This window comes from Dehalococcoidia bacterium, assembly GCA_030648205.1.
Taxonomy (GTDB): Bacteria; Chloroflexota; Dehalococcoidia; order JAUSIH01; family JAUSIH01; genus JAUSIH01.
The window spans coordinates 24,498-38,845 of the sequence record JAUSIH010000053.1 but is presented as its reverse complement, the minus strand read 5'-3'; the positions used below and the strand labels follow the sequence as shown (position 1 = coordinate 38,845).

Annotated in this window: 12 protein-coding genes; 5 read left to right on the top strand and 7 right to left on the bottom strand. The window is 64.1% G+C overall.

Annotation, left to right across the window (positions count from 1 at the left end; genetic code table 11):
• Positions 1-44: 44 nt before the first annotated feature.
• The gene (locus Q7T26_07245) at positions 45-2,315 is read left to right on the top strand and encodes a diguanylate cyclase (GenBank protein ID MDO8531948.1); all 2,271 of its coding nucleotides are present in this window, start codon (positions 45-47) and stop codon (positions 2,313-2,315) included.
• Here Q7T26_07245 and Q7T26_07240 read toward each other — a convergent pair.
• The 4 genes from Q7T26_07240 to Q7T26_07225 form a co-directional block, all read right to left on the bottom strand.
• Positions 2,312-3,556 (bottom strand): ABC transporter permease, encoded by a 1,245-nt coding sequence (locus Q7T26_07240; GenBank protein MDO8531947.1) that lies wholly within the window; start codon positions 3,554-3,556, stop codon positions 2,312-2,314. The genes Q7T26_07245 and Q7T26_07240 overlap by 4 nt on opposite strands.
• Positions 3,557-3,698: 142 nt before the next feature.
• A complete protein-coding gene (locus Q7T26_07235) occupies positions 3,699-4,439 on the bottom strand; it encodes an ABC transporter ATP-binding protein (GenBank protein MDO8531946.1) in 741 nt (246 codons plus the stop codon).
• Positions 4,440-4,468: 29 nt separating this feature from the next.
• Complete coding sequence (locus Q7T26_07230; GenBank protein MDO8531945.1) at positions 4,469-6,778, bottom strand: HlyD family efflux transporter periplasmic adaptor subunit; 2,310 nt, start codon at positions 6,776-6,778, stop codon at positions 4,469-4,471.
• 51 nt (positions 6,779-6,829) lie between these two features.
• A complete protein-coding gene (locus Q7T26_07225; protein ID MDO8531944.1) occupies positions 6,830-7,243 on the bottom strand; it encodes a M67 family metallopeptidase in 414 nt (137 codons plus the stop codon).
• Positions 7,244-7,462: 219 nt separating this feature from the next.
• Here Q7T26_07225 and Q7T26_07220 point away from each other — a divergent pair, with 219 nt between their 5' ends.
• The 3 genes from Q7T26_07220 (at position 7,463) to Q7T26_07210 (ending at position 9,428) form a co-directional block, all read left to right on the top strand.
• Complete coding sequence (locus tag Q7T26_07220) at positions 7,463-8,401, top strand: enoyl-CoA hydratase-related protein (GenBank protein MDO8531943.1); 939 nt, start codon at positions 7,463-7,465, stop codon at positions 8,399-8,401.
• 114 nt (positions 8,402-8,515) lie between these two features.
• Positions 8,516-8,779: a hypothetical protein gene (locus tag Q7T26_07215; GenBank protein MDO8531942.1), complete on the top strand. Its 264-nt coding sequence runs from the start codon at positions 8,516-8,518 to the stop codon at positions 8,777-8,779.
• A 202-nt stretch (positions 8,780-8,981) separates the two neighbouring features.
• Positions 8,982-9,428, top strand: coding sequence for an SUF system NifU family Fe-S cluster assembly protein (locus Q7T26_07210; protein MDO8531941.1), 447 nt, complete (start codon positions 8,982-8,984; stop codon positions 9,426-9,428).
• 79 nt (positions 9,429-9,507) lie between these two features.
• On the opposite strand, the gene Q7T26_07205 is transcribed toward Q7T26_07210, so the two are convergent.
• The 3 genes from Q7T26_07205 to greA all read right to left on the bottom strand — a co-directional run bounded on the left by Q7T26_07205 (position 9,508) and on the right by greA (position 12,938).
• Positions 9,508-10,776: a sodium:calcium antiporter gene (locus Q7T26_07205; GenBank protein MDO8531940.1), complete on the bottom strand. Its 1,269-nt coding sequence runs from the start codon at positions 10,774-10,776 to the stop codon at positions 9,508-9,510.
• A gap of 29 nt (positions 10,777-10,805) precedes the next feature.
• Complete coding sequence (locus Q7T26_07200) at positions 10,806-12,041, bottom strand: sodium:proton exchanger (GenBank protein ID MDO8531939.1); 1,236 nt, start codon at positions 12,039-12,041, stop codon at positions 10,806-10,808.
• A gap of 78 nt (positions 12,042-12,119) precedes the next feature.
• Positions 12,120-12,938, bottom strand: a complete 819-nt coding sequence (gene greA / locus Q7T26_07195) for a transcription elongation factor GreA (protein ID MDO8531938.1) — start codon at positions 12,936-12,938, stop codon at positions 12,120-12,122.
• A 145-nt stretch (positions 12,939-13,083) separates the two neighbouring features.
• On the opposite strand from greA, the gene Q7T26_07190 reads away from it, so the two are divergent.
• Positions 13,084-14,325, top strand: coding sequence for an MFS transporter (locus Q7T26_07190; protein ID MDO8531937.1), 1,242 nt, complete (start codon positions 13,084-13,086; stop codon positions 14,323-14,325).
• The last annotated feature ends 23 nt before the right edge of the window (positions 14,326-14,348 follow it).

Genomic DNA, 14,348 nt, shown 5'->3' with positions numbered 1-14,348 from the left:
CGGGACACTAGCCGCCTACCCTCCGGCGGCAGCGAGGCATGGGGATGCGGAAGCCCGACTCCGGAGCGCCAAAGCCGACGGACGGTCTTGTGGAGAGCGAGTGGGGGCGGGCCATGTCCATCGCCTACGTGACTCGCTACGGCATCATCGTTCGCGCCAGCCTCATCACCATAACCACAGTCATCGTATTCTTTGGCGCGCCGTTTTTCCCCGGCTTTGACCCCGTCCCTGTCTATGTCCTCTACGCCCTCGCCCTGGCGGTGCACGGACTCGCGTGGTTCTGGGCGCGGCGCACCCCCTTATCAGTTGTCCGGTCGTGGGTCGTTGTCGCGGTGGACGTACTGGTGGTCACCACTTTCATCTACCTGACGGGCGGCCTCGTCAGCCTTTTCCCCTGGCTCTACCTTATCGTTGTCATGAGGCCCGACGTGGTCCTTCGGGGGAGAGGCACCCAGGTGGCGTTCGCGGCGACCCTTGTCTTGCTATGGGGCCATGCCTGGCTGAGCTATACGGGCGTCATTCCTCGACCATATGTCCTTGCGGGCGCTCCCAACCCGTACAACAACCCATCGTTCCTCCTGATGGCGCTGCTGTTCCACACCTTCGCGCTGTCCATCCTGATGTTCCTCACCACATACCTGATCTCTACACGCCAGCGCGACGCCCTGCGCTCCAGCCACATGGCGGTAGTGCGGACGCTGACCACCACGGTGGGGGCGCACGCGCCGCAAGCGGTTGGCGAGGGAGAGCGCATCGCGCGGCACGCCACGGCCATCGCCCGGGAGATGCGCGTGGGCCCGATGGAGACGGAGACCATTCGCGACGCGGCGCTGGTCTGTGACGTGGGCATGGCGCTGCTGCCACAGGATACGATCAGCCAGACCGTTCCCCTGGACCCGGTGCGACAGGCCCAGATCATGCGCCATCCCCTCGTCGGCGTTGAGATACTGGCGGCAACGGGCGTAATGCAGCATGTCCTGCCTCTTGTGCGGCACCACCACGAGTTCGTCGATGGAACGGGTTACCCGGACGGCCTGTCCGGCGAAGCCATACCCCTGGGCGCGCGCATCCTCGCGGTGGCGGACGCCTTTGAGGCGATGACAATGAACGGAAGGCTCTCTCCTGAGCAGGCCCTGGCGGAGCTGCGACGCATGGCCGGCTCGCAGTTCGACCCGCGCGTGGTCCAGTCCCTTGCCGAGACCTGGCGCAAGGGTCTTGTGACACTCCCGCCTCCCACTTCGGCAGGGCGCACTCGCGTTGACGCGGGACGTCCCCTGGCGGCGATACCCCTGCCCTGGGCGCTGGACATGCGGCCAAGCACCCAGCAGAAGGTGGCCACCGCGTTGCTGCGCCTCGGCGGAGACGTCAGCGCGGTGCTGAACATGGAAACGCTGAGCAAACGCGTATGCGAGATTCTGCAAGAGGCCATCCCGTGTTCGAGCGAAGCCTTCCTGTTCCGCGCCACCAAAGAGACCTTCGTGGTCGCCTGCGGCATGGGGCGGTGGAGCGACCACGGCGGGAAGCGCGTGACTCCACTGGCAGGGCCGGTAACAGAGGCCCTGGGAACCGGCGACCCTGCCCTTCTCACCGGCACGGGCGACATACCCGCCTTCGCCGAGCTGCTTTTTGCCGGCGGCGCAGCCATCCTGCTGCCCTTGCGCCACGAGAGCGAGGTCAACGGCCTCGTGGTGATGGAGACCGCGGAGCCGAACGGCTTCACCGAAGAAGACCTGCGGCTAACGCGGGCGCTGGTCCCCTCCATCGGCCTGATGCTGGAGGTCGCCGTGCTGCATAGGCAGACCGCGGAGGCGGCGGTCACGGACTCCCTGACCGGGCTGCACAACCACCGCTACTTCAAACAGCGGCTGGAGGAGGAGATAGCCCGCGCCAGGCGGCTCAAGGAGCCTCTAACACTGGCGGTGCTGGACATAGACCGCCTCAAGCAGATCAACGATAATTACGGCCATTTGGCGGGCGACACCGTCTTGCAGCGCGTGGGCGCCGTGCTGCGGCGCGAGATGCGCGGCTCGGACGTGACGGCGCGCTACGGCGGAGACGAGTTCGTGGTGATCATGCCGGAGGCGACGAAAGAGGCGGCGGAGACGGTGGTCCAGCGCGCGGCGCAGGCCTTCAAGTGCCAGGAGCCGAGGCTTGAGACCGGCGGGAAAGAGGTGCCGCTGCCGGGCATCTCCTGGGGTCTGGCCACATTCCCGCTCGACGGCCAGACGTCGTCCGCACTCTTCTCCGCGGCGGACGCGGCCCTCTACCAGAGCAGGACGAGCAAGGGCGACGCGACGCCACGACAGCCGCCCTAGTCGTGCCGCAGCGCCTCAATAGGGTCCAGACGGCCCGCACGGTAGGCCGGGTAGATGCCGAAGAAAAGCCCCGTCATCACGGACACTGCCAGGGCCATCGCCACCACGTCCAGCGAGACCTGTGTCTGAATCTGCTGCCCATTAATCTGCTGGGTGGCGAATAGCTGAGCGAGGCCCCAACCGGCCCCCACGCCGAGGGCGCCGCCTAGCAGGCTGAGCGTCGTCGCCTCGATTAGGAACTGCAGCAGGATGTCCCTGCGCCGGGCGCCAACCGCCTTCCGAATGCCTATCTCACGGATGCGCTCTGTCACGGACACCAGCATGATGTTCATGATGCCAATGCCGCCCACCACCAGCGATATGCCGGCGACGCTCCCCAGGAAGACGGTGAGCACGCCAGTGATCTGGCCAAAAGTAGCCAGAATGTCCTGCTGGCTGGTGACCGTAAAGTCATCGTCTCCGCTGATGTTGTGCCGCTCGCGCAGAATGCTTGAGATCTGCTCCTTCGCGGCGTCAAGCTGGCTCTCGTCTGTAACCTGCACGCTGATGAGCTGCACGTTAATAGCTCCCTGAGCGGTGCGCTGGGAAAAGAGCCGGTAACGCACGGTTGTCAGGGGCGCAAGGACCATGTCGTCCTGAGACCCCAGGAAGCTGCCCCCCTTCGGCTGGAGCACTCCGATGACTCGAAACGGCCGGTTGCTCACGCGGATAGTCTGGTCAATCGGGCTGCTGTCGCCGAAAAGGTTCTGGGCCACTGTGGCGCCCAGGACAATCACGGCGGAACGCGCCTGTATGTTCTGGTCCGTAATAAATGACCCCTCCGCCAGGCTGAGGTTGCGTACGTCCGCATAGTCAGGCGTCACGCCCACCACGCGGGTTGACACGTTCTGGCCCTGGGCTACGATACGAGCGCCCGTGGTAAGCTCCGGGGCTACTTTGGCCACGGCGGACGCGGTGATGGGGTCCGCCAGGGCTTCGGCGTCGTCCAGCGTGAGCGTCTGGACCGAGCCTTGCTGCCCGCGCACGCCAGCCACAGTCTGGGCGCCGGACCGGACGAAGAGCAGATTGGAGCCTACAGCCTGGACCGCGGAGGTGACAGACGCCTGGCTGCCGCGGCCGATGGACATGAGCGAGATGACCGCCGCCACGCCAATGACGATGCCCAGCACGGTCAGGCTGGAGCGCAGCTTGTTGCTGCCCAGCGCCTGGAGGGCTATGGAGAGGCTCTCAAATACGTTCATCAGTCTGGACTCCAGCTTACGATCTGCATGTTAGCACTCGGTTGCGTAAGTTCACGTACACCAGGTTTGCCCCAGGCCCGCTCACCCTTCGACGAGCTCACCATGAGCGGCTTTTCATACCGCGCTTTTTCGCAACTACGCACTAGCGCGGCTGGCCGAGCGTCACGCGGGCCGGAACTGCGGCTCTGATCACATCCTCACCAGACCTCTTCGTCACCTGCTCTATCCGATGGACAAGCCCGTCCCGGAGCATAATAATCCGCTCCGCGTACTGGGCGATGTCGCTCTCATGTGTCACCAGGATCACGGTCATGCCCTCCTTGATGTTTAGCTCCAGGAAGATGTGCATGATCTCGCTGCTCGTCTTGGTGTCGAGGTTGCCCGTAGGCTCGTCCGCCATGAGGACGGCGGGGTCGGTCACGATAGCGCGAGCGATGGCCACGCGCTGCTGCTGGCCGCCTGACATCTCCGACGGACGGTGATGCGCGCGATCCGCGATTCCTACCCGCTCCAGAGCCTCCATTGCCCGCTTCCGCCGATCGCGAATACCGGCATACACGAGGGGAAGCTCCACGTTGCCGAGGGCGTCCAATCGGCTGAGCAGGTTGAATCCCTGGAACACAAAGCCTATCTTGCGGTTACGCACGACAGCAAGCTGGTCATCGGAAAGGCGGCTCACCTCCGCTCCGCCCAGAATGTAAGACCCAGACGTGGGCTTGTCCAGACAGCCCAGAAGGTGCATGAGAGTGGACTTGCCCGAGCCAGAGGGGCCCATGATAGCCACCATCTCGCCGTCTCGGATGCTCAGGCTGACGCCTCGGAGCGCACGCACCTCCGTAGTGCCCATGTGATAGACCTTGGTGATATCGTGCAGTTCAATCACGAAGCACTCCCGTCGAAAAGGGTCTGGCTCTAGCGGCCAGCCGGCCGCGCTCCGCCGACGCTGGGTAAGCCAAATGTGGATGTCGTGGGCGTGGCGGAAGCCCGTTGAATCGGCTCGATGAGCACGGTGTCGCCCTCCACCAACCCCTCCAAGACTTCAACGTTTTGCCCGTCGGAGAGGCCAATGGTGACCTTGCGCTCCTCCGGCAGGCCGTTGACCAGCACCTTCACAATCCGATCGCGACCGGACTGCCGGACGGCCCGCACGGGCGCGAGCAGCACGCTTTCACGCTGGTCCACGACTATCCGCACCAAGACGGTGAGACCCTGGCGCAGGGGAACGCCCAGACCGGAGGACGCCCGCGGCGCCTGCGTCGCCCCGCTCTGCGGTGGAGCGCCCGCCAAAGGCGTGCGCCGTGGCGCCGGCTGGCCGGGCGTTGCGGATGCCTGCGGCGCGCCGCTTGCCTGCGCTTGCGTCGCCCCGCTCTGGGACGGCGCGCCCGCCGTGGGCGTACGCCGTAGCGCCGGCTGCCCCCCCGACCCTGCCACAGCGCCGGTTGAAGCGTTAGGACGCCTGACCTGACTTCCCGCGGGACTCTCCGTGGGAAGGATGTCCAGGGTCACGTCATAGGTCACCACGCCGCTCTGACTGGTCGCAAGGAATGAAATAGTCCGCACGCTGCCCGTGAGCGTGACGCCGGGGAGCGCGTCCATGGTGAGCGTGGCGATCTGCCCCGGACGCAGACGGAGCACATCCACCTCATCAACATTGGTGTGCAACTCCGCCTTGCTGGGGTCAACGATCTGGAGGACGACCGTTGAAGCGCCTACGGAGGTCCCTTCCTCGACGCTCACCGCGGCGATGACCCCGTCAAAAGGCGCCACCATGGTGGCCTTTGTGATCTGGTCCTTGGCGCGGTCAAGGGCAACCTGCGCGTTGGAGCGCTGGTTCTCTTTGGTCGCGACGTCGTTCGGGTCGCCGCCTGCTTGCAGCTTCGCAAGCTCCTCCTCCGTCGTCTTGAGACTTGCCCGTGCGCTGGCGAGCGAAGCCTCGGCCTTTTGCACGTCCACAGGGTCCGCGCCACTCAACTGCTTGTCCAAGTCCTCCTGCGCCTTCAGCTGGTTGGCCTGGGACGAGTTTACCTGGCTCTGTTTGACCTCCAGATCAGTCGGGTCCGCCTGGGACGCTAGCATGTTGTCAATATCCTTGTAGAGTTGCTCCTGGCTTGTTGCAAGGGTGGAGATGCTCCTGAGGGCCTGCGCCAGCGCCTGGCCGGCCCGGCCTTGCTCCTGAGCAAGCTTGTCCATGGCCACTTGAAGGTCCGCCGCCTTGCGGCTCATCTCCGCTTGCGACACCTGTTGCTGGTTGAACGAGGCTTTCGTCTGGTCGTAGATGGCCTGTGCCCTGTCCACCTCCACCTTATAGAGCGGAACGCTGAGGGCGATGCTGCCTTGCGCAGTCACCAGGCTTTGCTCGGCGGCGGTCACGAGTGCCTTGACCGCCGTGGCCTCAGCCCCAATGGTATTCAGGTCGTTCCGACGGATGGTTTCAAGCCCCGCCGTGAGGTTCTTCTGATTGGTCTTGCCCTTGTCAATCCAGTCCAGGGCGTTATCCGCGTTGGAGACGGCGGTGAACAGAGCGTCATGCGCGCGGGCCACGTCGGGCGCCGTGGGGGCAGCCGTCTGACGCAGAGCGCCGACAGCGATTCCCACCTGCCGGTCCATGGCCTCCAGGGCAGAGCGCGCGCTCTGCACCTCGGGGAACGGGTTCCGTGAGTCGTCCAGGGCGCCCTGGGCCGTACGCAGATTTGCCTTGGCCTGCGCCACCACCGCTCGCTGCTTGGCGATATCAGCCGCCGTGTAGGGATTCTTAACTTTTTCAAGATTGCTCACCGAGGCCGCGAGGTTGGCCTTGGCGGCCGTCACGTTAGCCTCCGCCTTGGCAATGTCTCCTTCCGTGTAGGGGCTCTTGGCCTTCTCCACCGCGAGCTGAGCGTTCTTCAGGTTGAACTCAGCCTGCTGGACATCCCGCCCCAGATCGGAGGTGTCCAACTTGCCGAGAATCTGGCCCTTTTTGACCTCGTCGCCGGTGTCCACGGGAAGGGTGGCGATATTCCCCGCCACCCCGAATGCCAGCTTGCCCTGTGCGCGCGTGGGGATGGCCACGCTGCCGCTGGTGTTGACCACTATCTCCAGATTGCCCCGCCTGACATCCACCTGCTGGACGTTCACGGCGGTGGTGGACTTGGCATTCGCCACCTGGCTATAGGCCAGGTAGCCTCCGCCCGCCAGGGCGACGGCAGCAAGGGGGACAGCTATCTTCAGCCAACGAAGGGCCATAGACACCTCACACCCCTAACAACGCTGCCTGCGCTGGAAGGTTAGGCCCTCCTAGCCCTCAATCTGCACTGTTTGCTCGGATATCTCCCCGCGCTCGTCAATGACGAATGCGCGCAACACGGGGTTCCGCTCGTCGCGTAGCGAGACAAGGACGTAGAAGACGTCCGGCCAGGCGGCCATGGCCTGCCGGCGGTCCGTTGGGGAGGGATAGGCCTCGGTCGCTGTGTGGGAATGGTAGAAGCCGACTATCTCCGTACCGTTCTTCTCGGCCTCGCGGATAGCGGCCAGCAACTGCTTGTCGTCAATGCGGTACAGCACCGGGGAGTGGAGCGTGTTGTCGGCGCGGCGGGCCTCGCTCACGCGGGAGCCTTTGCCTATCAGGATGCCGCAGCACTCCCGGGGGGCGTCCGCACGGGAGTGGGCGATCATCTCGTCCACATGGCGCTTCTCAAGGTACAGAGTCACGCGGATGCCCCTCCGGAATGTACGAACACGCTCCAGCTATTCATTATACGTCATCCGGATACGGACGTGGGCTTGCCAGCCAGCTTGTCCAGCGGAGAAATTGCTCTCAAGGCGCTTGACAGCGTCCGCAGCCGCTCGGTATAGTCTAGCTACACTACACTAACCCGGGCCCGACGCGCTGGCCTCCGCAAGGCCAAGCCGCGCCACAGGAGGCGTACAATGGCCGTCCACGAGCGCTACAAGTTCCAGTACCTGTGGGACCAGGCCCTCCAGGTCCCGCATGAGGGTAGGGAATGGAAGGTCATCATCTACGAGAAGCCCACCCCCAAGGTCGCTCGCATCACTCTCAACCGGCCTGAGCGACGCAACGCCTTCAACGACAACCTCTTCCTGGAGATGCTCGCCGCCTACCACAAGGCGTTCGACGACGCTGACGTCCGCGCCATTATTATTCGCGGCGCCGGGGCCGGCTTCTGCTCCGGCCACGACCTCTCCGGCCCCAAGGACGAGCACGGGCGCCCGGACGAGACGCCGCCTGTTCCCCCGGATATGAAGCCCACCATGCGCGACTACTTCAACGTCGAGCGGCGGCGTTGCACCAAGCACAGAGACATCCTCTTTTTGCCCAAGGTGACGATCGCACAGGTGCATGGCTTCGCCATCGGCGCGGGCGAGTTCGTGGCCGCATCCTGCGATCTGACCATCGCGGCGGAGGACGCCGTGCTGGGCCAGCGCGGCTTTGGCCGCATGACGGAGGGCGTCCACAACTGGCCCGGCGCCTGGCCGTGGGGCTCGCAGTTCCAGCGCGGCGGCACCGTCCTTCAGGAGATAGGGGCCAGGGACGCCGCGCGCGTGCATCTGATTAACAAGACTGTCCCCGCGGACAGGCTGGACGATGAGGCCCTGACGTGGGCCAAGGCCATTGCGGAGATACCCGCGGACGCGCTCACCTTGACGAAGGAGTTCTTGAACGGCTGCGCGGACATCTCCGGTATCAGCCGCGCCTGGCGGTCCCATCACGCCAGGCATATCGCGCTGCAGTTCATCCGATTCCCTGAGGGAGAGGTCAACTTCTACAAGCTGCGCCGGGACAAAGGACTGAAGGGCTACTTCTCGGACCGCAAGCAGAGCGCCACGCCGGAGGCCCTCCGCGCCTAGGCGTCGCCGCTTGCCCCCAAATAGCGCGTACAGGAAAGGGCTTCCGTCACGTGGAAGCCCTTTCCTGTACGCATCCGCGGGGATGGCGGCGAGGGTTTTGCTATACTTGCAGAGATGGAAGACGAAGACTTCGTCAGGCACATCAAGCAGCGCATTGAAGGCGCCACGGGGACCGTGATTGAGCTGTCCATAGACACAGCCAAGCGGTCGGGCATCTCCGTGGACCTCTCCTCGCCCACGCCCAAGATCGCCTTTGGCGCGGACGCCCTCAAGTTCTCCGGGCTGGCACGCATGTTCACCCAGTACACCATCCTGTGTCTCAAGGAGAAGCGCAGGGTCAGCGACGAGGAGTTCATCCTCTACCTGCGCCGCAACTAGTGTAATGTCCCTGAAATACGCGTATGAATTGTCATTGCGAGGAGTCCTTCCGCGGAAGGAGGACGAAGCAATCTGGAGGAGGGGTGTACCCCGCAACCAGATTGCCACGCCCCGATTTCATCGGGGATCGCAATGACATTGGCAACGAACTTCGGGGACACTACACTAGCGCCTTCTGGACTGAAAAGCAGGCCTGCGCTCTATGACCACTGAAGGCAACGACGACCTCTACAAAGAGATCATCCTGGAGCACTACCGTCATCCCCGCAACGCCCGGCCTCTGGCGGCCCCGGACGTGACGCGTGAGGCGAGCAATCCCCTGTGCGGAGACCAGGTCGTCCTGCAAATGAAGCTGAAGCACAATCGCATCGAGGACATCTCGGTTCAGGTCAGGGGGTGCTCCATCAGCTGCGCTTCTGGCTCCATCATGACCGAGGTCATGAAAGGTAAGACGTTCGCGGAGGCCCTGGCGCTCTACCAAAGGTTCAGTGGAGCAGTCCAGAGCTCTGGCCCTCGCCTCTCCGGCCTGGGCGACGTGGAGGCATTACAGGGAGTGCGGAAGTTCCCCGGCCGGCTGCAGTGTGCCCTGCTCCCGTGGACAGCCCTCGAACAGGCCGTAGAGACCGCTGAGCAGGCCGCTCAAAACTAGCGGATTGCCCACGACCCGGCAGCACGCTCATTCAGCTATCTGTTAGCCTCGCCGCCCCCAGCAAGACAGATCGGCAGCCCTAAGGGTCTGCCTGCCGTCCCCCAACCTCCTTGGCCGCCTGTTGCTGTTGCCAACCCGCGCGTATGGCGTTCAATGCTGTGGGGACGAGCTGCGCCACATGGCGCAGGCGCTCGCGGAAGACGACCACCATGGCCAGACAAAGGGCCACGTACATGGCGGCGAAGGCGAGGCGCACCCGCGGGTCCGGCGTCACGAGCTGGACGGCGAACAAGAGGAACAAAACGAGCGCCTCCCAGGCCTTAAGCCGCAGAGATGCCAGCAGGAACACGGCGAACAGGGACTGGGCGCTGGTCAGCAGGAACTCCTCCTGCTGACGGAAGTCCAGCGCCAGGGCGGTAGGCGCCCCCGAGGAGATGCTGTAGACCACGGGCAGCGTCCCCACCAGCAGCGTCCACTGGTTCACCTTGGCGGAAATCATTGTAGTCATGGCGGCGTTGGCCTGGCCTCGCAGAGTGAAGATGCAGGCCACCACAATCTCCGGCGCCTCGGAAGCCAGAGGCGCCAGCCATTGCACCAGCAGAAACTCGTCCACCTTTAGCACGTGGCCCATCGCGAGCAGACTCTCGGCGAAGGGCTCCGCAGAGGCGAAGATCGCCCCCGCCGCGAAGATGAACATCACGATGGTCGCAAGTCGCCGAGGCGCCTTCGGCAGCCTCGCGATGGTCGCCGCAGGCCCCCCCAGCTCCGGTTCCTCCACGGGCGCACGGGAGATGATCCAGATGTACACGCAGAAAAGACCAACCAGGATGACGGTGTCCAGCAGAGATATGGAGGCCTTGAAGTAGATGGCGAACGAGTACAGCGTAGCCAGGCCAAGGACGCTCAACTCTACCGTGTTGGCGGGCAACAGGTTAAACGTCCCTTTGCGCGACTTGAAGAAGAACAGCAAGAGAATCAACGGCCAGGCAAGGCCAATAAGGAGCCGGTTGGACCCTGTCATATTAGCCGCGGCGTACGCCACATAGGCCGGGTCCTTGCCCGCCTGCCACGCGAAGTACAGGTCCACGCTGTATTCCGGCAGGACCGCGACGACGGCTAGTATGGCGAGGGCCAGGGAGGGCGGTATGTCCATATGGGCCACTTCCGAGGCCCAGGCAAGGATGAACGCGCCGCCGAGGATGGCGACGCCGAAGAGCACTGCCCCCAAAATGGGAGTGGGAAGATGGAGTCCCGTCAGGCGTGCGAATATGGCGGGCGCGGCGACCGCCACCGCGATAAGGATAAGCGTCAGGTCCACCCAGACCCAGTGTTTTTTTTCGTTTTGCATATCGGCAGGTCTCTCCTGATATGGTGCGTTCATCGCCCGTGCGGCGCCGTCCGGCTCGCGGGACCGCCCGTTGCCCCCCCGCCCTGCTGAAGAACACGCGTAGCCATAGGAATCAAGTTGACAATGGAACGCATGCGCTCGCGGGACAGCACGATGAGGCCCAGGCACCCCGCGACGTAGAGAGCCGAATAGATAAGCCGCACCTGAGAATCGGACACGACGAGTTGAGTCGTGAAAAGCACGAAGATGACCAGGGCCTCCCATGCCTTCAGCCGCAGGGACGCCAGCAGGAAGACCGCGAATAGCGCCTGGGCATTGGTCAACAGGAACTCCTGGCGCTGCACCGAGTCCAAAACAAGGTCGTGGGACGCGCCCGCGGACAGGCTGAGCGCAACGGGTAGAGCGCCCGCCAGAAGGGTCCCCAGCGCCAGCCGGGCGGCGATCAGCGCTGTCAGGGCCTCACCGCCGTATCCGCGCAGGGCTAGCACGCCGACCACCACAATCTGCGGCGCCTGAGCGGCAAGGGGCGCGAACCACTGGACAAGCAGAAGGTCGTCACCGGTGGCCCTGCCGGTGGCGGCCAGCGCCTCGACGAACGGCCCGGCGGAAGCGACGAGGCCGAGCGTCGACAGGAGGAACAGGCCCAGGACGATGGCGCGCCGCCAGCCATGTCCGAGGCGGGCCATGGCGACGAGTGGGCCTTCCCGTCTCGGCTGCTCCCGGGGCGCCCGGGCCGCAAGCCACAGGTACAGACCGAAGAGAACCACCAGAAAGGCGCTGTCCAACAAAGCGATGGACGATTTGAAATAGATAACAAAGGAATACAACGTGAGGCTCCCCAGGAAAACCAGGTCAATGGAAGCGGCGGCGGGTAAGGGAAGCGCACCCTTACGGGACCTGGCCAAGAAGGCCAAGAAGACGACAGGCACAGCAAGGCCCACGAGGATACGGTTGGCCCCTGACATGCTGGCGGCGGCGTATGCCGTATAGGATGGCTCCCTGCCCGCCTGGGCTATGAGATGCAAGGTTACATTAGACTCCGGCAAAACAACTACAACGGCGAGAAGAGCGACGATCAACGGAGCGGGGAAATCCCTGCGCGCCGCCTCTGAGGCCCAAGCCAGAAGGAATGCAGCGCCCACGACGGCCGCGCCGAACACCAGAGCGTCCTGGTAAAGGGCGGGGGCGGGAATGCCTGCCGCGCGCCTGACGAAGCCAAGCGCTGTGAGCGCGACGGCCACCAAGACCAGGGCCCAGTTCTTCATTGAGCGCGTCTCTACACCGATTAAGAAAAGAGACCTGCGACGCAGGTCTTTGAAAGAACATGCAAGGGGTCTGGCCGGCTAGCCTTCAACCTTCACCACTCGGTACCGGAGTTTGCCCGCCGGCGCGCTCACGTCCACCTCATCCCCCAGCTCGTGCTCCAGCAGCGCCCGGCCCGTGGGCGACATGACGGATATCTTCCCCGTGCTGGGGTTCACCTCACTGGGATTCACCAGCACGTAAAGGAACTCCTCGCTATTGGCGAGATCACGCACGGTGACGCGGCAACCGAGCCTGACGCGGCTTGAGCGTTCGCCGTTACGCCCTTCGATGAGGGTGGCGCTGCGCAGCTTGTGCTCCAGCTCGCGGATACGGGCCTCCGTCATGCCCTGGGCCTCCCGCGCGGCGTCCAGCGGCGCGTTCTCGCGGAAGTCCTTGTCGGCCATGGCGCGCTTGAGCTCCTCGGCGATGTGTACCCGTCGGGACTTCAGTTCCTCCAACTCACCCTGCAGAAGGGCAAAGCCCTCCGGTGTGAGTTGCATGGCATCCGCCGCTCCGGCGCGCGCGTTCCGGCCGTTCCGCCGGGCGCCCGACACCCGTTTCACCTTCAGGTGGACACCCAGGTTCTCCGGGGTCAGGCCCTTCTTGCTCACATATCGGAAGAATGATTTAAGTGGTTGGAGGCGGACTCCGGCGTCGCCGTAGGAGGATGAGCATGACTCAGCATACAGTTCCAGCTCGTGGGGTGTGAGCTGTGACACGAAGCGGTCGCCCCTGCACCACCGGATGAACCGGTTGATCTCCTGCTGAGCGCTGGGCTTATCGTGAAGTGGCGCCTCGGTCAGGTAGCGAGCGGCTATTTGAGCTATGGTAGCCCCTTGGTCCTGTTGAAGAGCCATCTCGTCTATTGTAGAACGCGCTCACCCCCCTGTCAAACGGACAGCGCCAGGAAAGACATTCGGGCGCCGCGGGTCTGGAACCTCTATTCAAGAGATATCCCTTGGAGTAGCGGATACACGTTCACAAGGCTATAATCGCTCTGTAATGACTGAGCGCAGCGTGTTCCGTTGGCAGCGGAACCTCTACTTCCTGGCGGTTGCACAGTTCTTCTCCACGTTAGGATTTCAAGGCGTAAGTCCTCTCCTTCCCCTCTTTGTGCAGGATCTCGGCGTGAGGGCCCCCAGCGAGGCTGCTTTCTGGACGGGCGTGGCCCATTTCGCGGGCGGCTTTTGCTCCTTCCTTGCCGGCCCACTGTGGGGCGCCATGGCCGACCGCTACGGGCGCAGGACCATGGTACTGCGCTCCACAGCCGCCGGCGCGGTCATTCTGGCGATCACCGGCCTCTCCCCAAATCTGGCCTTCCTCATCGTGATGCGCTCGCTGCATGGGGCTTTGACCGGCGTCAACGCCGCCTCTTTTGCCCTCGCCGTGTCACAGGCCCCGCAGAAGCGGACAGCATTCGCCCTGGGGATAGTGCAAATGGCCTTTTTCCTCGGTACGATGGCTGGCCCGTTGCTGGGCGGCTTCCTGGCCGATTCCTTCGGCTACCGCGCTCCCTTTTTCGTTACCGGCGGACTGCTGGTCGTCAGCTTCCTCGTCGTTCTCCTCTTCGTGCGGGAGAAGTTTGAGCCTCCCCCGGAGACCAAGGAACGGCTGCATCCCCTCCGGAACGTCCGGATGGTGCTGGGCCTGCCGAATGTGGTGCCTCTCCTGGGGATGCTGCTCGTCACGCGCTGCGGACCGTTCATGCTGTTTCCCGTCATGGCGGTCTTCATGCAGGAGATGGTCGCTCAGGGAGCCGCCACGATGGCTGGCCTCGCCTTTGCCCTCTTGGGACTGGCGAGCGCGCTCGCGTCCGTGCTGATCGGTCGCTGGGGCCAATCGCACAACCTGCACGTCGCCGTCCTGGTCGCCGCCTTCGGCGCCTCCGCGTTCTATCTGCCCCAGGCGTGGGTGCGGTCGCCAGGCGCGTCCTTGGCGCTTTTCGCGATAGTAGGCCTTTTTCAGGGGACGTTGCTTACGGCGACAAACGCCCTGCTGAGCACGTCCGTCTCCCGGCAACACCAGGGAGCAGTCTTCGGAGTTGTCCAGAGCGTCAACGCGATGGCGCTCGCCTCGGCCTCCCTGATCGCGGGCACGATGAGTGTGGCGATGGGATTCCGGTCCATCTTCGTCGTTGACGCCCTCATGTTCTTTTTCATGGGAATGGTAGCCCTATGGATGTTCAAGACCCAGCGCCGACGGCTCCAAAAAGAGGGCGTTGACGCCCGCACGAAGCAAGCCTGAACGTGCCTGAGGCGCCCCGGCTC